The organism is Polynucleobacter alcilacus (genome assembly GCF_018881545.1).
In the GTDB taxonomy this organism is placed as follows: Bacteria; Pseudomonadota; Gammaproteobacteria; order Burkholderiales; family Burkholderiaceae; genus Polynucleobacter; species Polynucleobacter alcilacus.
This window is the reverse complement of sequence record NZ_JACVQD010000001.1, coordinates 1,845,360-1,862,927: the sequence shown is the minus strand read 5'-3', so window position 1 is coordinate 1,862,927 and position 17,568 is coordinate 1,845,360. Positions and strand designations below refer to the sequence as shown.

The following is a 17,568-nucleotide window of genomic DNA, read 5'->3' as shown; positions in this document are numbered from 1 at the left end:
TATATAGAGTATTTTAGGATATGCCATGGCAAGATATCAATCTGAATTCACCCAGTTCTTAAGTGAACTCAAATCTGAGAAACCCCATCTCGAGGCAGACCAACAAGCTGGTCGTGCTCTTTTATGGGACAAAGAACCCCTCACCGTTGAAGATCAACGTCGCGCTAAAGCTGCCAAGCTAAAGCAACGCGCCTACGTTTATTCGAATGACTAATTCAGGCAATACGTCTGGTGCTGAGCCAAATACTCAGCCAATATCCAATTTGTTAGATAGCACTCCATCGGTGACCGATGGGATGTCAGCTGCATTCGCCAAACTTTATGGCGAACCACTTTTTAAGCTTCCTACTGATCTCTATATTCCACCAGATGCATTAGAAGTTTTCTTAGAAGCATTCGAAGGCCCTTTGGATCTGTTGCTTTACTTAATCCGTAAGCAGAATTTCAATGTGCTTGATATTCCGATGGCGCAGGTTACTCAGCAATACCTCAGCTACATCGATCAAATTCGCCATACAAACTTAGAGCTTGCCGCAGAGTACTTATTAATGGCAGCCATGTTGATTGAAATTAAATCCCGCATGCTACTGCCAATGAAAAAGGCTGATAGCGAAGAAGAGGTGGATGATCCACGTGCAGAACTCGTGCGCCGCTTACTTGAATACGAGCGTATGAAGCTTGCAGCACAAGAGCTTGATCAAATTCCACAGCAAGGCCGTGACTTCCAGGTGGCGCATGGCCATGTGGATACTAGCGTTGCTATTGCTTGGCCTGACGTAAACGTAGATGACTTACAAATGGCTTGGCGTGATGTGATCCATCGCGCTAAGCTTACCCAACATCACACCATCACTCGTGAAGAACTATCCGTGCGTGACTTCATGACCCGTATCTTGCGTCGCCTACAAAGCACCCGCTTTGTAGAATTTGGGGAATTGTTTGAAGAGGCCATCAAATCCGGCAACGGCATCCCCGTCATTATTGTGAATTTCATTGCCTTGCTTGAGCTCTCGCGTGAAGCATTAATCGAAGTCACTCAAGCTGAGCCCTATGCACCGATATACGTTCGCCTTGCCTATACCCCTGTTGCATGAAAATTATTAGCGATATTCAAGAGCTACGAGATCATTTACGCGGACAAAACCGTGCTTCATTCGTACCAACCATGGGAAACTTGCATGAAGGCCATTTGTCCCTCATGCGACTTGCGCGTCAACATGGTGACCCGGTAGTTGCTAGCATCTTCGTGAACCGTCTGCAGTTTGGCCCCAATGAAGATTTTGATAGTTATCCCCGCACTATGCAGGCGGATATTGATAAGCTGGAAAAAGAAGGAGTCTATATTTTGTTCGCTCCAACCGAGCGCGATTTATATCCACAGCCACAAGAATACCGCGTAGACCCACCCCAGCAGCTGGGCGATATTCTCGAAGGTGAATTTCGTCCTGGCTTCTTTAAAGGGGTTTGTACGGTTGTTCTCAAGCTCTTCTCTTGCGTAGAGCCTAAGGTTGCTGTATTTGGTAAAAAAGATTACCAACAACTGATGATCATACGTCAAATGGCCAAACAATTTGCTTTGCCAGTCAATATTGTCCCTGCCGAAACTATTCGCGCTGATGATGGCTTAGCCCTCTCTTCTCGTAACGGTTACCTAACTGCTGAAGAACGTATAGAAGCGCCTGAACTACAAAGAGTACTTCAAGAGGTACGCGAGCGAGTTCTGCAATTGCAAGAACGCAATACCCATTCACTCTCAGAAATTGAAAAGAAGGCGGTAGCCACACTTGCAGGCCGTGGCTGGCAACCCGATTACATCGCCATTCGTCAGCAAAGTGACTTAGCACCCGCCTCTAATGAAAGCCTACAGTCTGGTGAGCCGCTGGTGATTCTCACAGCAGCTAAGCTGGGTAAAACGCGTTTGATTGATAACCTCGAGATTTAATTCTGGGGTAGGACTTGTCCCCCACTATCGTTTAGATATTTCCTAGCGCACTAAAGTAGATATTTGTGTTAATGAAAAAACCTGCCGAAGCAGGTTTCATACCCATCTATTCCAAACTAATTCACCATTGCAAATCTTCTTTATAGGTAGCATTGAGATGCTATACATTCTAATTTTGGAATCAGAAGAATCAATACTCTACCTTGTGAGCAATAACTAAACAGGATTAAAGTTTGCCAACGCTATAAGCTGCCAACCGGTGGGCGTTTTATCCCAAACACTTAAACGTGGAGAGGATTTAGTAGAAAGACGCTCGCCATTAATAGTCTCTTCAATAGAAATCCAACTTGTAACAACAAGATGATTATTTGCTTTGGTGACTTTAAAGTCATGCAGAGTGTATATACCTAGGTTAACGCCTTTTATAAGGGCTAATTCAGCAATATGATCTCGGGCTCCATCAGAGTGAACTGATTGAAAACTAGGGGAAATCATGGCTTCAACTGCCGACCAATTTTGGCCAACAATTTCGGTAATAAACTGGCGATAAAGATTTTCGCCTTCTAAATGAAGATCTATTTCTGGCATGACATTCCTTTATATAAAAAGAAACTAAGGCGGTAGTCTTAACAAATGGCTAAGACAGCTCAAAGTTCAAATAACCCTACCGTGCTTTAGTTTGCCATATTCTCATTTATAGGATTGACTAAATTTAACAAATTAGTCTACCTAAATGACTCATGATGGCTGTTGCCCTGCTTTTGATTGATGCTCATTAAAACTATATAAATAAACTGACAATCGGAATTGAAATCAGGCTCAAAATACAGGTAAAGATAACAATTTGGCTAGCGAGTTGAGCATTAGCACCATATCTTGCACAAAACACTACAGCTAATGGTGTTGCGGGCATGGCGGATAAAAATAATGTGGCTTGATGATGCTCATTTTGCTCATTTAGCAGACTAAAAATACCGTAAGTAATGAAGGGTTGCAATGCTAATTGAAAAAAGGCAGCCAAGATTAAGACTATCCAAATTCCTTTCATCTTAATTGGCTTTAATGAGAGGCCAATAATGACTGCTACTAAAAAAGTCATAGAGGTACTGATAATGTTGAGCCCCTCAAACAGTATCTTCACAATAAAAATATCAGATGGAATATCCAACCTACTCCATAAAATCCCCAAGATCAAAGCAATGGTAGGTGGATTCATGAAAATAGACTTTACTAAGTTAAATAAAGAATTTTTGTTTTCACTATCTCCAAAAGATTTAGCAACTACTGGGCCAACCACGTTCACTGGAAGCCCTATACCAAATTGACCGGTTACTAATCCCATCGCACTAATTGCAGCATTATTGTCAAAGACTACTTTTAAAAAGGCATTGCCAATCTGAGAGGAGCTACCAAAAGTACTTCCTAAGATAAAGGCCCCAGTGCTAGGCCTATCCAAGCGTAAAACCCATTTTGCCGTTGACCACGAAGCGACTCCTGTAATCAATTCAGATATCAGAATTACCGCCCCAAAAAATAAATAGGAATACTCCACTTTTAAATTTGCGACTTGACTAAAAATAAACACTGGCAAAACAAAAGAGGTAAGTAATTTTGAAAATATGGGGCTCTGCTCAGCCTCAATTACTTTCCAGTGCCGCAATAACAGTATTGTCAAAACTAAGCATAGAAAAATCGCTATAAAACCTGAGGCCCCATGAAATAAATTCATTTGAGATACCTGTAGATCATTTTATGGAGTTAAAACTAGGCATTGGATGTATTTTCATTTTCTGAAATTTAGGAATGACGCTATTGTTCGCAATCTAAAGCAAAAAACTCAATTTATGTCCAAAGTAATGAAAGCTTATATTGAGATTATTCTATATAACTATGAATTCGCTATTGGTATATCAGGACTAATAGCTAATTTAAGTCCTCTGGGGTTATTAAAGATTAATACGCCGTTAGCAACTGCTAAGATATGCTCGAAAAAAACCACCCGAAGGTGGTTTTGGTGGTTCTGAATGGCCCGGTGAGGAACAACTGGCCGAGGATATCTTATCTTCGCTCTAGAATGCCACTGCAAATGACTTGCTGAGAATGCAATTTATATTCCAGCTCGAGATTTACGCCCATCTAGACTAATTGAACCGGCCCCAGAAGAAGCAAGAATCAATAAGCCACCGGTTACTGCAATGTTCTTAATGAACAACAACTGAGCAATAAATGCGGCATCTACTGGAGCAGCCCAGAAAGCATGACCCGTAATGCTTGCAAAGACAGTAAAGATTGCCAAGCCAATTGCTACGAAACGCGTTTTATAACCGAGAATCAAAGCAAGGCCGCCAAGAACTTCGATGGCAATGACTACCCACACTAAAACGGCTACTAATGGCAATCCCAAGGAAGCAAAATACGCTGTTGTGCCCTCCACTCCCATTAACTTGTTCAGGCCTGCTGGCAAAAATAATGCCGCAATTGCAATACGGCCCAGTAGATTTAATATGCTTTCATAGTTTTTCATCTCTTGCCTCTTTGATTCAGTGATGAATTGATTACTTGCGCTTATTAACCGCATCCTTAAATGCCTTACCTGCACCAAACTTCACCGTTTTGGCAGCTGGGATCTTAAGCTCGGCACCAGTCTGTGGGTTACGACCGATACGAGCTGCACGTTTGCCAGATTTAAAAGTACCAAAGCCAATTAACTGAACATCATTACCCTTAGTAACGGCCTTGATGATGGTGTCTATTGCTGAGCTAAGAACACGGTCTGCAGATGCCTTAGAAATGTTTGCATCATTGGCAATCTTTTCTACTAATTCTGATTTATTCATTTTATTCTCCTAGGAACTTTTTTATTTAGACTACGTTGCCAATTTAGCAAAAATCAGCTTATTCATCATACCCATATTCAATAAAAAAACCACCTGAATTTAGTTTTGGTGCTTCTTCGTAGTCTGGGATGCTATTGAACCACTGGCACAAGGATTATCCAATGAGAGATGTTCACTCCTAACCCCTTATTACAGGGGACAAAAAGACCCACCAGCGTGCATGAATTCAAGTGGCTGGAGCTGAATTGCTAAAACTAAGTATTGGAAATAGCGAGTCTATAGTGAGAAGAACTGTCCTACTTGTAGGTTTAACTCTTTCGCCAGCTCAGCACCGCTCACCTTCCCCGCTGTGCCCTTCGCTTTGAGGACTTCAATCTGCCCACCGTGGCAGGTAATGAAGAATGAATCTAAGGTAATTTGCGTCACTTCGCCGGGCTTACCTTTAACGGCGCTAAAGGTGGCAGTGACATGCTTATGGCAATCGTAGATCTGCACCTTTTGCTCGCCAAACTTGGTCCATGCGCCAGGCGCAGGATTGCAAGCGCGAATCAGGTTATAGATTTGATTAATGTGAGTTGCCCAATGAATCTGTGCAGCGTTAGCATCAAACCAACCCTCATAGTTGGCTTTCGATTCGTCTTGAACGAGTTCTTGATGTTTTCCTGCCACTACTGAGTCAGCAGCCTCTAGCAGGGCTTTAACGCCAACTGGAAAAAGATAATCAAAGTAGACCTTACCTAGAGTGTCATCAGGACTAATCGCTACTTCTTTTTGCAATATCACTTCGCCCTCATCTAAACCATCCGATGGACGGAAGATTGTCAGGCCAGTTTTATCTTCACCCAATGCAATTGCCCAGTTAATCGCACTAGGACCACGATATTTCGGTAATAGGGAGGGATGGTATTGAATCGTACCGTGTTTCGGAATCTTGCAAAGTTCTTGAGGCACAAATTGCAGCACATAAGCCATGACACATATATCCGCTTGGCTATCGATCATGGCCTGGGCAGCCTCTGGACCCTTCAGGGAGGCAAACTGCAGAGGGCTTAAACCCCTCGCCAGCGCTGCCTCCTTAAGGACTTCAGGTTTAGTTGACTTAGGATTATCTGGTGGACAGAAGACTGCAACGACTTCATCGCCACGATCTAAAAAAGCTTCTAAAGTCGCTTTACCAAAGTCCGCACTTCCAATCAACGCTACCCGCATCTTAGATCACCTTATCGTGATGCAATTGATTCAACTCATCATTGGTATAGCCAAGTTCACTCAATATCTCATTGGTATGCTCACCAAGCAAAGGTGAACGAGTCACTGTAGTTGGGCTATCCGACATCTTGATAGGGTTACCAACAGTCAGGTACTTGCCACGAATCGGGTGATCAACTTCAACCACAGTTCCAGTAGCACGCAATGAAGGTTCTTCAGCGATTTCTTTCATGGATAGAATTGGGCCACAAGGCACGTCGTATTTATTTAATATATCCATGACTTCAAACTTACTCATCGTCATGGTCCACTTTTCAATCTCGCCAAAGATTTCCATTAAATGGGGCAAGCGAGCCATTGGGGAGGCAAAACGCACATCGGTAATCCAGTCTTCACGACCGATAACTTTACAAATGGCTTCCCATACGGGGGCTTGTACTACTACATAGATGTAGGAGTTAGGATCCTTCTCCCAGTTTTTGCACTTTAAAATCCAACCGGGCTGACCACCACCAGAAGCATTGCCGGCGCGCGGTACTGAGTCTCCAAACTCACCATTGGGATACTGTGGGTACTCTTTCATGATGCCATTGCGCTCTAGGCGCTGCTGGTCACGTAGCTTCACACGGCAGAGGTTGAGGACTGAATCTTGCATCGCTGCTAAGACCTTTTGACCACGGCCAGAATGCGTACGTTGATAGAGTGCTGTCACGATGCCGAGTGCTAAATGCAAACCGGTACCACTATCACCAATTTGCGCACCAGTTACCAGCGGAGGACCATCATCAAAACCTGTAGTGGATGCAGAACCCCCTGCGCATTGCGCGACATTTTCATACACCTTGCAATCCTCATAGGGTCCAGGACCAAATCCTTTGACTGAAGCCAGAATCATCATTGGGTTCAGTTCTTGAATCCGCTCCCAAGAAAAACCCATACGATCCAATGCGCCTGGTGCAAAGTTTTCTACCAACACGTCACACTCTTTAATCAAGCGTTCAAGGATTTCTTTACCCTTTTGCGTTTTTGTATTAACGGTGATGGAACGTTTGTTGTGATTGAGCATCGTGAAATACAAACTGTCTGCATCTGGGATGTCGCGCAATTGACCGCGGGTTGCATCACCCTCGCCCGATTTTTCTACTTTAATCACATCTGCACCAAACCAAGCGAGTAACTGAGTACAAGTCGGTCCAGATTGAACGTGCGTAAAGTCGAGGATTTTGACCCCTTCTAGAGCTTTTGCCATGATTTAAGTCCTAATAAAATAAAATATTGATTTGTAATAATTTTACCAGCGAGAAATCAGGGTAGATCAAATATGCCCAATTATTGGGCATAAATCCCTACTCAGCCTTTATTGGTCGTACTAAAGGCTATATGTGGCTAGGGCTGGGGACTTTCAAGATCAGAAAGGCGCTTTTTAAGGGCTCTTTCTTCGGCAAAACGCTCGGTCTCATCCCGTATGGTTGCCACAATCCCATTGACCTTCTGATTTTCATCAAACAGCATACCTACCGTAAAAGCGATTGAAAGCATGCTTCCGTTCTTATGGAGAGCTGGCACTTTTAATAATGATGTGCCATAACGCGTGATACCAGTTTCCATTGACTTACGGCAGCCCTCATTATGTCGATGGCGTTGGCGCTCGGGCACAATCAAATCTAAAGTATTTCCCAAGGCTTCTGCCTCGGAATACCCAAAGATACGAGTAGCCGCAGGATTCCACATTACAATTTTTTCATGAGCATCAACTACGATGATGGCATCTCCAACACACTCTACCAACTGATGTAAATCAACGCTTGTCTTCATAGGGTCTGTCTATAGAATAAAAAGGCGCCCACGAGGAGCGCCTTCCAATAAATACCGATTGTAATCGTTATTAAACTGCTTTTGCTGCGTGCAACTTAGTGATGTCATCAGCGCTATAGCCAAGATCAGCCAACACTTCATCAGTGTGCTCACCTAATACTGGAGATGGCTTCACTTCGATTTCTAAATCAGAGAACTTGATTGGGCTACCAATAGTCAAATACTTACCGCGTACTTTGTGATCCACTTCAACGATTGAGCCACTCTTACGTAGGTCAGGTGAAGCAGCCAATTCTTTCATGGAGAAAACTGGCGCGCACGGAATATCAAACTTGCGGAGAATGTCCACAGCTTCATATTTAGTCTTGTCTTTGAGCCAATCTTCAATGGTTGCGAAGATATCAAAAATCTTGTCTTGACGAGCTTCAGCAGTCATATAAGCAGGGTCAGTTGCCCATTCTGGTTTGCCGATGGCCTTAGTAATCGGCTCCCAAGCATGACCTTGAATAGTGAAGTAGATATATGCGTTTGGATCGGTTTCCCAGCCCTTACACTTCAATACCCAGCCTGGCTGACCGCCGCCGCCAGCGTTACCGCCGCGTGGAACGACGTCAGTGAATGAACCGTGTGGATACTGTGGATACTCTTCCAAATAGCCAATTTTGTCCAAACGTTGTTGATCGCGTAACTTCACACGGCACAAGTTCAATACAGCATCTTGCATTGAGCAAGACACTTTTTGACCACGGCCAGTTTTATCACGCTGCATCAAGGCAGTCAAAATACCAATCGCCAAGTGCATACCCGTATTAGAGTCGCCCAAAGCAGCGGCAGAAACTGTAGGAGGACCATCCCAGAAACCAGTAGTAGAAGCTGCGCCTCCAGCACACTGAGCGACGTTCTCATACACTTTCAAATCTTCGTATGAGTGGCCATCGCTAAAGCCTTTAACAGAAGCCAAAATCATTTTTGGGTTCAACTCTTGAATACGTGCCCAAGAAAAACCCATACGATCCAAAGCGCCAGGACCGAAGTTCTCAACCATGACATCAGAAGTCTTGATCATCTTTTCCAATACTTCCTTACCTTCTTGAGTCTTGGTGTCGAGTGTCAAAGAACGCTTATTACCGTTGAGCATAGTGAAGTACAGCGCATCTGCACCTGGAATATCGCGTAATTGGCTGCGGGTGACGTCGCCAGAACCTGGACGCTCTACTTTAATAACGTCAGCACCATACCAAGCCAAAAGCTGAGTACATGCAGGACCTGCTTGTACGTGGGTGAAGTCAATAATACGAATACCGTCTAATGGTTTAGTCATGTTTGTTTCTCCTTGAGTGTTTCTTGTTTGTTTCTTATTTGTTACTTAATTTAATCTAAAAATATTAACTATTTATTACTACAAAATCGGATTGTGAATCTTATTTCTTAGTAGCCGCTGAGGATGGGTTCAAATTCGTTAAACGCCCACTCTCAGTACCTGCAGTCTCATCAATAACGGCATTGATGAGGGCTGGTTTACCGGCAGCAATCGCTTCTGTTAACGCTGCCTCTAATTCTGCTGGGGTAGTTACGTAATAACCTACTCCACCAAACGCTTCCATCATCTTGTCGTAACGTGCGTCTTTAATGAATACGGTTGGAGCCATATCAGCGCCACCAGTAGGATTCACATCAGTGCCGCGATAAACGCCGTTGTTATTGAATACCACAGCCGTAATTGGTAAGTTGTAACGGCAAATGGTCTCTAACTCCATGCCGCTGAAGCCGAATGCACTATCACCCTCTACTGCAACCGTTGGCAATCCGCTAGTCACAGAAGCGCCAATGGCGTAACCCATACCGATACCCATGATTCCCCAAGTACCGGAGTCAAAGCGCTTACGCGGCTTGTACATATCTACAATCGCACGGCAAAAGTCGAGTGTGTTTGCACCCTCGTTTACCAAGTTCACATCGGGATTCTTTTTGATCACATCACGAATCGCACGTAATGCGCCATGGAAGTTCATTGGGCTTACATCTTTAGCCAATGTCTCTGCCATCTTGGCTAAGTTCTTATCTTTCTTTTCATTGATGGCATTAATCCACTCAGCGCTGGGTTTAGGAACAGCTGCAATGCCCTTTAAGAGCTCGCCAACACATGAGCCAATATCGCCAATCAATGGGGCATCAATTTGGACGTTGCTATCAACTTCATTTGCCTGAATATCGATCTGAATAAATTTCTTAGGATCTTTACCCCAAGTCTTACCCTTACCGTGTGCAAGCAACCAATTTAAACGCGCACCAACCAACATGACTGCATCGGCCTCAGCCAAAACAAATGAACGGGCTGCAGAAACAGATTGTGGATGGTTATCAGGTAACAAACCTTTTGCCATCGACATCGGCAAGTAAGGAATACCGGATTTCTCAATCAGGTCGCGAACCTCTTTATCTGCTTGTGCATAGGCAGCGCCTTTACCCAAGAGAATCAAGGGACGCTTAGCACCTTTCAACACATTCAATGCCCGCTCAACTGCATCAGCCGCTGGGATCTGACGTGGAACTGGATCGATCACTTTGAAGATGGATTTTTTGGCTTCTTCAACAGGCATGGTCTGTGCCAGCAACTGTGCTGGTAAATCCAAATACACACCACCTGGGCGGCCAGAAACAGCCGCACGAATTGCGCGAGCAAAACCGATGCCGATATCCTCAATATGATTAATGCGGTATGCAGCTTTGCAATACGGCTTGGCTGCATTGAGCTGATCCATCTCTTCGTAATCACCCTGCTGCAAGTCAACGATTTCACGCTCACTGGAGCCAGAAATCAAAATCATCGGGAAACAATTGACGGTTGCGTTGGCAAGCGCTGTTAAGCCGTTTAAGAAACCCGGCGCAGAAACAGTCATGCAAATACCAGGCTTTTGAGTCATATATCCAGCAATGGCTGCAGCATTACCTGCATGCTGCTCATGACGGAAACCAATAAAACGTAAACCCTCAGCTTGAGCCAAACGACAGAGGTCAGTAATTGGAATTCCAACCAGACCGAAAATCGTATTTAAGTCATTCGCCTTTAAAGCATCAATGACGAGATGAAAGCCGTCAGTTAATTGTGTGTTTTGGTTATCAGTTGTCATAGAAATTTTTATATGAATTACAAGAGCGCTTGTTGAGAACTTGCAATTTTAGCTTTCGCTAATGTCTCCAATTAAGTTATTAATCGCACAACGGGTTTCAATGCCCCGCTTAGGCAGAGGTGAATATTAGGCTTGGGGTGGGGGTTCATCATTGACTTCGGTCAATTTCCCCCTAAATCCTGTAATTACAGGGCGGTTAGCTTAGACAAAAAGCTCTTTATGCTTTGTTTTGAGGCGGCTCAAGGTCTCTGGGGAGAGATTGAGATAAGCGGCAAGCTCCTTTTTAGGCAGCAGCTCAAATAAAGCCTCGTATTTTCGGAGAAAGCGCTCTACTCGTCCTGGGGCATCAAGCATGTGCAAAGTGATGGTATGGGCCATGATCTCACTCATCAGACGCATCACCTCAAACTCAAAACTTTCCTTTAAGGGCTTGTGTAGCTCCAGGAATTCAGCCCATTTCTTCAGGGGCATGCGGGCTACCCGGGACTTGGTAACACAGGCGATGCTATAAGGTGCGGCGGTCTTCAGACGCCAGGCAGCATAGCTTGTTTCAATATCTTTTTCGATTGCAAACCGCAAAATCATCTCTTTTGCATCAGCACTAGAAACAATGCGCTTGAGGATGCCATCCAAGACAAAGTACTGCTCCATTTGATGGTCACCTTGGTGCAGCAAAATTTCGGACTTTTTGAGGTCTGAGATCTCTAAATGACGCTCTAAATCGGCCATCGTCTCTGAATCTAAGCTTTTTAGGACTGAGTTTTGGCTCAACTGAAGACGAATCAGGTTTTTTTCGGGGTGCTTATCTAATACAGTCATCTAATACGGCCATGAATCCTTCATCCTAGACCCCGTATTGTAGGCTTTATTAGTGCAGAAAGTAGGAATCTCCGATGACCTAAGTTAGAATTGGCAGGTAGTGGTGCTTTATTGCAGTGCAATAAAGTTAAACGGGAAACACTAAACGTGTGCTGCCCCCGCAACGGTAAGTAAATGCACTTTTATCAAGGTAAAAGTGTCAGGAATCTGACAAAGCCACTGTGCGCGTCAATCGCATGGGAAGGCCAGATTCTGAGATTTACTAGCCCGGATACCGGCCAAGACAGGTGGAATTTCGCGGACGGGGACCTTCGCGCGCCGATGACAGCGCCCTATCTATCGATCCGACGCCAAATTGACGCCTGAACTCCTGCACGGGAATTCTGTTCGACCCAGCTTACGGGGAAGTGAGCTAGGCATTCGACAACAGAAAGTTTTAAATGAAGCAGCAGTTCAACACGAAAAAGCTTGCCCTTATTTGCAGTGCAATTTTCGTTATCAGCAACCCATTTTTAGTGTTAGCGCAAAACTCCCCATCAACTGTCGTTGTAACTGGTTCGCGTTTTGAAGAGAACCTTAACGAGGTTCCTGCGAATGTCAAAGTCATTACACGAGATGAGATTGAGAACTCCAGCTCCAATACCATCCCTCAAGTCTTATCCCAAATTGGCGGTCTTCGTGTTACTGGATTAAATTCAAGCGCACTTAATTTAGATGCTTCCGTTGATATGGGTGGCTATGGACCAACCGGTAATAGCACAACAGTGGTGTTAGTTGATGGCATCAGGATTAATCCAATTGATTCTGGGAGTGTCGATTGGGAATCTATTCCCCTTGACTCCATTGAGCGTATAGAAATTCTTCAAGGTGGCGCAAGCGTGCAGTATGGTAATGGTGCTGTTGGTGGTGTTATTAATATCATCACAAATGGCGGCAAGAAAAGCTTTAACCAAGCCTCAACAACCTATGGTACTTGGGGGACATCAATCAATAATGCGATCTTCAGAAATACGGTGGATCAAACTACTTATCAAATAAGTGCCAATACCTCAAATACCAATGGATGGAGACCAAACACCGCGGCAAATGCTTATTCTGTTGACGCAAAAATTTCGCAAAATTTAGGAGGAAATGACCGTGTATATGTGGATGCCTACTACGGCTATACAAACTCACAAATAGCTAGCCCAGTAGTGGGCCTAGTCGGATCCGGTAATCCGCTATCAGTCCGCCCTCAGGATGCAGGCAATAACTTGACCACAAATAATTCTGGTTTCAGGCAGGGATTGACTAAGACCTTAAACGAATCTTATGTTTTTGAACTTGATACTTCTTACAACAATAAAACATCTTTCTATTACACTCCGCAGGCAGATTATTTCACTTCATTGGATCCAGGTAATTTCAACTACTATGGATACGCAGGAAGTGCAATGAATTCCAAACTACAAGGCTGGCAACTGGCCGCATCCCCAAGACTAAAAGCAAACTTTGATGGAATAGGTACCACAATAGTTGGATATGACTTTTCCAAAGCAAATCAAGCGGGTAGCGATGGCTACAGCCCGCTGTCACAAGGAATCATTAGCGCCAATCAGAATGATATTAATAACAATCCCTACGGATCGTATTACAACAACCTTAACCATAATTCTCAAAATGCAACTCAAATTAATAATTCTGTCTTTGCAATGCAAAAAATTCCTTTAGGGAAAATTTTTGAGGCAAGCGGAGGCTTTCGACGCCAGGTACAACAAGCCTCTACCACTAACACCTCCATTACTGCTGCCAATGGAGCAGTTAGTAATACTCAGCAGTACGCTGCTAACGCAGGAGACATTGCCTTAAACGCTAATTACTCACCCGGCCAGCGGATGTATGTGAAGTGGAACCAGTCCTTTCGGTTCCCAAACATCGATGAATATTGGGGGTTTGGCTATGACGCCAATGGAGTTGGTAAAACCGTATTTAATGGAATTTTGCAGCCTCAAACTACCCAAACGTATGAAATAGGTGGTAACTGGTCGATTTGGAATTCAAAAATTACTTCGTCGATTTTTAAATCCATGACTCAAAATGAGATTAGCTACAACCCAAGCACGGGCTACAACTACAACTCTATTTATCAGACTAATCGAGCTGGTATTTTATTTGACGTTGCCTCCAACATTACCCAATCTCTCAATATAGGAGTAGGCGGAAAATACCAGAAGTCATACTATGCAAATGGGCCATATGCTGGAAATGCTATCCCAATAGTTCCGGATACCCTACTAAATGCTAGGGCGAACTACATGATTACTAGCGGTTTGACTGTTGGTGGAGTTGTTAACTATGTCAGTAATCAACATTACGATACTGGGCCAAATAATTACAGTGCGGCACCCGTTATGCCAGGCTACGTAGTGGGAGATATTTTTACCTCTTATAAGTTCCAGGCAATGGAAGCCCGATTCATAGTAAAAAACGTAGGCAATGCGCAATACTCAACCTATGGGGGAGTAAGTTCATTTAACGGTGCTCACTTTTACTATCCCAGCGAACCTAGGTCAGTTTTTGTAACACTAAAATACACTCTCAACTAAATAATTCCTCATTCACAAGCCTGGTTTGGGTTTCTCTTTCAGGATCTAACCCATCGCCAATCCAGAGGATACAATGCCAATATGGACGAGCAAACCCCTCTTTCCCCTAGACAAGCTGATTCGGAATTGGATGCCCTTTGCGCGTCAATTAAACGCTTGTCTGAGAAAGTTCAAACCGTTAGAGAGGCAGTTAAAGATTTATCTCGTAATAGGGTTCAGCTCGAAGATAAAATTGAGGATGCACAAAAACGCATTCAACATATTTTGAGTCGCCTGCCAGAGCAGAGTGATGGACGTCAACTGAACTTACTCGGCGAAGTAGTTGCCCCACCAACCCCAGAGGATGGCAATGAGCCAACAACGCATTGAAGTAACCCTTGCTGGACAGAAGATCACTTTAGCCACGAGTGCTGAACATGAGCCATTACTTCGTGAAGCATGCGTATTGGTTGATGAGCAAATTCAACTGGCCATTGGTGGTGGTAATCGTAGCATTGAACGCGCCAGTATGATGGCCGCCCTCAAAATAGCTGGTGACCTCATTACGCTGCAAAAGAATCAAACACAACAAAGCCTCTCTTCCAATGTCAGCCCTGATGAAGTTGCGCGTCTTCAAACACAGATTCGTGAACTTGAAGATCAAGTGGATGCTTTGATGCAAACCCTTTCCCTGCCTGGTTCGCCAAGGCCAATAGTTCCTTGAACCGATGCGCAAGCATCCGGAACGATCTTTACCTTGTGGGCGTGAGCGTTTCGAGAGTTCACAGTGCCAACTTAGACTTGGTTACTCCCTGAACTTCTTAATGCACCCGAAGCAGAGTAGCCGTTCCACCTTGAACCTTAGGGTTCAGGATGACGGCCTAGCGGCTAAGGCGGGGAATTCATGTCACTAAGCGATATCTTGATGTTGATGTTGTGCGGGGGTATTGCAGGATTTTTAGCCGGCCTTCTTGGCATCGGCGGCGGCATGATTCTGGTGCCTTTTATGATTTTGGTTTTCAATCATCAAGGCTTTAGCCAAACGGTGATTGTGCACATGGCTATCGCCACAGGAATGGCAACTATTCTATTTACGACCACTTCTGCAATATGGGCTCATCACAAACATAGCTCGATTGACTGGAAGCTAGTTGCCTCACTCAGTCCTGGAATGGTTTTAGGTGGACTAGTTGGTGGCAGTGAACTCTTTGAGGCATTAAAAACCTCATGGCTCTCATTCTTTTTTGCCCTATTTATTGTTTACACCTCGATTCAGATGCTTCTGAATAAAAAACCCAAGGGCGGCAGAGACCTACCAGGCCCCATTGGCTTGTTTTCATTTGGTACATTCACTGGAGTCCTCGCCAGCTTGGTAGGCGCTGGGGGCGCATTCATTACCGTACCCTTCATGCTCTGGTGTAATGTCAAACCCCACGTAGCAATGGCCACTTCTTCAGGCTTAGGATTTCCAATAGCTGCTGCTGCAACGATTGGGTATATGTATGGCAGTTGGGGAAATCCCAATTTGCCAGCTGGCTCTTTAGGATTCGTCTATTTACCCGCAGTTGCATGCATAGTAGTCGTCAGTGTATTTACTGCACCATGGGGAGCTAAGATGGCTAGGAAGCTAGATGTTGCTCAACTCAAAAGAGTATTTGGCATCATGTTATTTCTCCTTGCAGCCTTCATGTTTAATGAAAGCCGCAAGGCATTCGGCTTCTAACTTACTTCGTGTATTGCTGACGCAAGATATTCTTTTGCACCTTACCCATCGCGTTGCGAGGTAAATCAGCAACAATCTCCACGCGCTTTGGAATCTTAAAGTTTGCAATTTGTGTTTTCAACGTTGCAATCATTGCTTCTGCATTGAGTTTTGCTCCAGCCTTAGGCACCACTACCGCCATCACCGACTCACCAAAGTCTGGATGCGGGATGCCTATCACCGCGCTCTCGTCAACGCCATCCATGTCATCAATGAAGCCTTCAATTTCTTTTGGGTATACGTTGTAGCCACCCGAAATAATTAAGTCCTTACTGCGGCCAACAATGCAAAGATACTCTTTAGGCGCTTTACCACCGTTAGCATCGCCACCCCAACGACCGACGTCACCCGTTTTGAACCAACCGTCTTTGGTAAATTCTTCGGCAGTCTTTTCGGGCATGCGCCAATAGCCTGGGAATATGTTTGGGCCTTTAACCTGAATGCTACCAATTTCATCAACACCACAGGGCTGATTATTTTCATCAACCACGCGCACTTTAACGCCGGGCAATGGCAGACCTACAGATCCACCAACACGCTTGCCGTTATAGGGATTAGAAACCAACATCACCGTCTCACTCATGCCATAACGTTCAAGTATTGGCTGACCAATGACTTCTTTAAAGGAATTAAATGTCTCTGTTAACAATGGTGCAGAACCAGAAATAAACAAGCGCATATTGCGAGCGACCTTCTTATTAAATCCCTTATCCGCCAGTAAGCGAACATAGAAAGTCGGAACACCCATCATCACAGTGGACTGTGGCATGTGATGAATCAATTGAGAAACATCTAAGCGTGGCAACCAAATCATCTTACTACCATTGATCAAAGCGCCATGAGCTGCTACAAATAATCCATGTACATGGAAGATCGGTAAAGCATGTAAAAGCACATCGCCTTTTTTCCAGCCCCAGAACTGTTGCAACACTTGCGCATTGCTACCTAAGTTTTTGTGGGTGAGCATCGCCCCCTTACTGCGGCCAGTAGTGCCAGAGGTGTACAGAATAGCCGCAAGGTCATCATCTTTAGCTGGCACAGTCTTGAACTGATCGCTGAGGCCCCCTGCTCTTTCAAGCAAAGTGCCTTTACGATCTTCGTCTAAGGTAAAGACATGTTTAGTACCAGCCTTAAATGCAACCTGAGATACCCAGGAGAAGTTCTTACTACTGCAAACCACAAGGGCTGGCTCTGCATTCTCAACAAAATACTGAATCTCAGCGGCTTGATATGCGGTATTGAGGGGTAAATACACATAGCCAGCACGAATCGTGGCCAGATACAAAAAAAGTGCTTCGGGAGATTTTTCAACCTGTACTGCAACCCTTGCGCCTGCTGGAAGCTGGAGACTCTTGAGCAGGTTAGCCATCTTCGCAGTGGCACGCTCAAGGTCATTCCATGAATAATACAAACCATCATGTGTTTCTAATGCACAAGCTTTTTTATCTTTTGGAAAACCTTTTTCCAATAGCGAATATAAATTCATGAG

Annotated in this window: 17 protein-coding genes, 1 other RNA gene, 1 pseudogene and 1 riboswitch; of the genes and pseudogenes, 8 read left to right on the top strand and 11 right to left on the bottom strand. The window is 44.4% G+C overall.

Features of this window, described 5'->3' with window-relative positions:
- Nucleotides 1–25: 25 nt before the first annotated feature.
- The 3 genes from ICN45_RS09595 to panC are packed head-to-tail and all read left to right on the top strand — an operon-like array spanning nt 26 to nt 1,942.
- A complete protein-coding gene (locus tag ICN45_RS09595; RefSeq protein WP_216175433.1) occupies nt 26–214 on the top strand; it encodes a DUF3460 family protein in 189 nt (62 codons plus the stop codon).
- Nucleotides 207–1,094 carry a segregation and condensation protein A gene (locus ICN45_RS09590; RefSeq protein WP_216175432.1) on the top strand — a complete coding sequence of 296 codons (888 nt, stop codon included), beginning with the start codon at nt 207–209 and terminating at the stop codon, nt 1,092–1,094. Before ICN45_RS09595 ends, ICN45_RS09590 begins: the two co-directional genes overlap by 8 nt.
- Entirely contained in the window at nt 1,091–1,942 is an 852-nt protein-coding gene (panC, locus tag ICN45_RS09585; RefSeq protein WP_216175431.1) for a pantoate--beta-alanine ligase, read from the top strand. Before ICN45_RS09590 ends, panC begins: the two co-directional genes overlap by 4 nt.
- Nucleotides 1,943–2,158: 216 nt before the next feature.
- Here panC and ICN45_RS09580 read toward each other — a convergent pair whose 3' ends face one another.
- The 10 genes from ICN45_RS09580 to ICN45_RS09535 form a co-directional block, all read right to left on the bottom strand.
- Nucleotides 2,159–2,530: a nuclear transport factor 2 family protein gene (locus ICN45_RS09580; protein WP_216175430.1), complete on the bottom strand. Its 372-nt coding sequence runs from the start codon at nt 2,528–2,530 to the stop codon at nt 2,159–2,161.
- Between the two features lie 193 nt (nt 2,531–2,723).
- Nucleotides 2,724–3,671, bottom strand: coding sequence for an AEC family transporter (locus ICN45_RS09575; protein ID WP_255531136.1), 948 nt, complete (start codon nt 3,669–3,671; stop codon nt 2,724–2,726).
- Between the two features lie 378 nt (nt 3,672–4,049).
- Nucleotides 4,050–4,466 (bottom strand): DoxX family protein, encoded by a 417-nt coding sequence (locus ICN45_RS09570; protein ID WP_216175428.1) that lies wholly within the window; start codon nt 4,464–4,466, stop codon nt 4,050–4,052.
- Nucleotides 4,467–4,497: 31 nt separating this feature from the next.
- Nucleotides 4,498–4,779 carry an HU family DNA-binding protein gene (locus ICN45_RS09565; RefSeq protein ID WP_216175427.1) on the bottom strand — a complete coding sequence of 94 codons (282 nt, stop codon included), beginning with the start codon at nt 4,777–4,779 and terminating at the stop codon, nt 4,498–4,500.
- 276 nt (nt 4,780–5,055) lie between these two features.
- Nucleotides 5,056–5,988 (bottom strand): methionyl-tRNA formyltransferase, encoded by a 933-nt coding sequence (locus ICN45_RS09560; protein WP_216175426.1) that lies wholly within the window; start codon nt 5,986–5,988, stop codon nt 5,056–5,058.
- Nucleotide 5,989: 1 nt separating this feature from the next.
- Nucleotides 5,990–7,237 (bottom strand): formyl-CoA transferase, encoded by a 1,248-nt coding sequence (gene frc, locus ICN45_RS09555; protein WP_216175425.1) that lies wholly within the window; start codon nt 7,235–7,237, stop codon nt 5,990–5,992.
- A 137-nt stretch (nt 7,238–7,374) separates the two neighbouring features.
- Nucleotides 7,375–7,803: a PAS domain-containing protein gene (locus ICN45_RS09550; RefSeq protein ID WP_216175424.1), complete on the bottom strand. Its 429-nt coding sequence runs from the start codon at nt 7,801–7,803 to the stop codon at nt 7,375–7,377.
- Nucleotides 7,804–7,873: 70 nt separating this feature from the next.
- Nucleotides 7,874–9,124 (bottom strand): formyl-CoA transferase, encoded by a 1,251-nt coding sequence (frc, locus tag ICN45_RS09545; RefSeq protein WP_216175423.1) that lies wholly within the window; start codon nt 9,122–9,124, stop codon nt 7,874–7,876.
- A 100-nt stretch (nt 9,125–9,224) separates the two neighbouring features.
- The gene (gene oxc / locus ICN45_RS09540; protein ID WP_216175422.1) at nt 9,225–10,934 is read right to left on the bottom strand and encodes an oxalyl-CoA decarboxylase; all 1,710 of its coding nucleotides are present in this window, start codon (nt 10,932–10,934) and stop codon (nt 9,225–9,227) included.
- A 201-nt stretch (nt 10,935–11,135) separates the two neighbouring features.
- On the bottom strand, nt 11,136–11,753 hold the full coding sequence (locus ICN45_RS09535; RefSeq protein ID WP_216175421.1) for a Crp/Fnr family transcriptional regulator: 618 nt from the start codon (nt 11,751–11,753) through the stop codon (nt 11,136–11,138).
- A gap of 84 nt (nt 11,754–11,837) precedes the next feature.
- Nucleotides 11,838–12,050, top strand: a riboswitch (cobalamin riboswitch).
- Between the two features lie 143 nt (nt 12,051–12,193).
- On the opposite strand from ICN45_RS09535, the gene ICN45_RS09530 reads away from it, so the two are divergent.
- The 5 genes and pseudogenes from ICN45_RS09530 (at nt 12,194) to ICN45_RS09510 (ending at nt 16,040) form a co-directional block, all read left to right on the top strand.
- A complete protein-coding gene (locus ICN45_RS09530) occupies nt 12,194–14,338 on the top strand; it encodes a TonB-dependent receptor (protein ID WP_216175420.1) in 2,145 nt (714 codons plus the stop codon).
- An 81-nt stretch (nt 14,339–14,419) separates the two neighbouring features.
- A complete protein-coding gene (locus ICN45_RS09525) occupies nt 14,420–14,707 on the top strand; it encodes a hypothetical protein (RefSeq protein ID WP_216175419.1) in 288 nt (95 codons plus the stop codon).
- Nucleotides 14,682–14,918, top strand: a pseudogene (locus ICN45_RS10530) (cell division protein ZapA); the annotation flags it as partial. The gene ICN45_RS09525 and the pseudogene ICN45_RS10530, both read left to right, overlap by 26 nt.
- An 84-nt stretch (nt 14,919–15,002) precedes the next feature.
- Nucleotides 15,003–15,221: non-coding RNA, 6S RNA (ssrS, locus tag ICN45_RS09515), on the top strand.
- The gene (locus tag ICN45_RS09510; protein WP_216175418.1) at nt 15,222–16,040 is read left to right on the top strand and encodes a sulfite exporter TauE/SafE family protein; all 819 of its coding nucleotides are present in this window, start codon (nt 15,222–15,224) and stop codon (nt 16,038–16,040) included.
- A 1-nt stretch (nt 16,041) separates the two neighbouring features.
- Here ICN45_RS09510 and ICN45_RS09505 read toward each other — a convergent pair whose 3' ends face one another.
- On the bottom strand, nt 16,042–17,565 hold the full coding sequence (locus tag ICN45_RS09505) for a malonate--CoA ligase (RefSeq protein WP_216175417.1): 1,524 nt from the start codon (nt 17,563–17,565) through the stop codon (nt 16,042–16,044).
- Nucleotides 17,566–17,568 lie beyond the last annotated feature (3 nt).

Bases quoted from the DNA above. Each gene is read 5' to 3' on its own strand.
- panC (WP_216175431.1), top strand. From the start codon at position 1,091: ATGAAAATTATTAGCGATATTCAAGAGCTACGAGATCATTTACGCGGA.
- frc (WP_216175425.1), bottom strand. From the start codon at position 7,237: ATGGCAAAAGCTCTAGAAGGGGTCAAAATCCTCGACTTTACGCACGTT.
- ICN45_RS09570 (WP_216175428.1), bottom strand. From the start codon at position 4,466: ATGAAAAACTATGAAAGCATATTAAATCTACTGGGCCGTATTGCAATT.
- oxc (WP_216175422.1), bottom strand. From the start codon at position 10,934: ATGACAACTGATAACCAAAACACACAATTAACTGACGGCTTTCATCTC.
- ICN45_RS09550 (WP_216175424.1), bottom strand. From the start codon at position 7,803: ATGAAGACAAGCGTTGATTTACATCAGTTGGTAGAGTGTGTTGGAGAT.
- ICN45_RS09510 (WP_216175418.1), top strand. From the start codon at position 15,222: ATGTCACTAAGCGATATCTTGATGTTGATGTTGTGCGGGGGTATTGCA.
- ICN45_RS09595 (WP_216175433.1), top strand. From the start codon at position 26: ATGGCAAGATATCAATCTGAATTCACCCAGTTCTTAAGTGAACTCAAA.
- ICN45_RS09505 (WP_216175417.1), bottom strand. From the start codon at position 17,565: ATGAATTTATATTCGCTATTGGAAAAAGGTTTTCCAAAAGATAAAAAA.
- ICN45_RS09535 (WP_216175421.1), bottom strand. From the start codon at position 11,753: ATGACTGTATTAGATAAGCACCCCGAAAAAAACCTGATTCGTCTTCAG.
- frc (WP_216175423.1), bottom strand. From the start codon at position 9,124: ATGACTAAACCATTAGACGGTATTCGTATTATTGACTTCACCCACGTA.
- ICN45_RS09580 (WP_216175430.1), bottom strand. From the start codon at position 2,530: ATGCCAGAAATAGATCTTCATTTAGAAGGCGAAAATCTTTATCGCCAG.
- ICN45_RS09525 (WP_216175419.1), top strand. From the start codon at position 14,420: ATGGACGAGCAAACCCCTCTTTCCCCTAGACAAGCTGATTCGGAATTG.
- ICN45_RS09530 (WP_216175420.1), top strand. From the start codon at position 12,194: ATGAAGCAGCAGTTCAACACGAAAAAGCTTGCCCTTATTTGCAGTGCA.
- ICN45_RS09575 (WP_255531136.1), bottom strand. From the start codon at position 3,671: ATGAATTTATTTCATGGGGCCTCAGGTTTTATAGCGATTTTTCTATGC.
- ICN45_RS09590 (WP_216175432.1), top strand. From the start codon at position 207: ATGACTAATTCAGGCAATACGTCTGGTGCTGAGCCAAATACTCAGCCA.
- ICN45_RS09560 (WP_216175426.1), bottom strand. From the start codon at position 5,988: ATGCGGGTAGCGTTGATTGGAAGTGCGGACTTTGGTAAAGCGACTTTA.
- ICN45_RS09565 (WP_216175427.1), bottom strand. From the start codon at position 4,779: ATGAATAAATCAGAATTAGTAGAAAAGATTGCCAATGATGCAAACATT.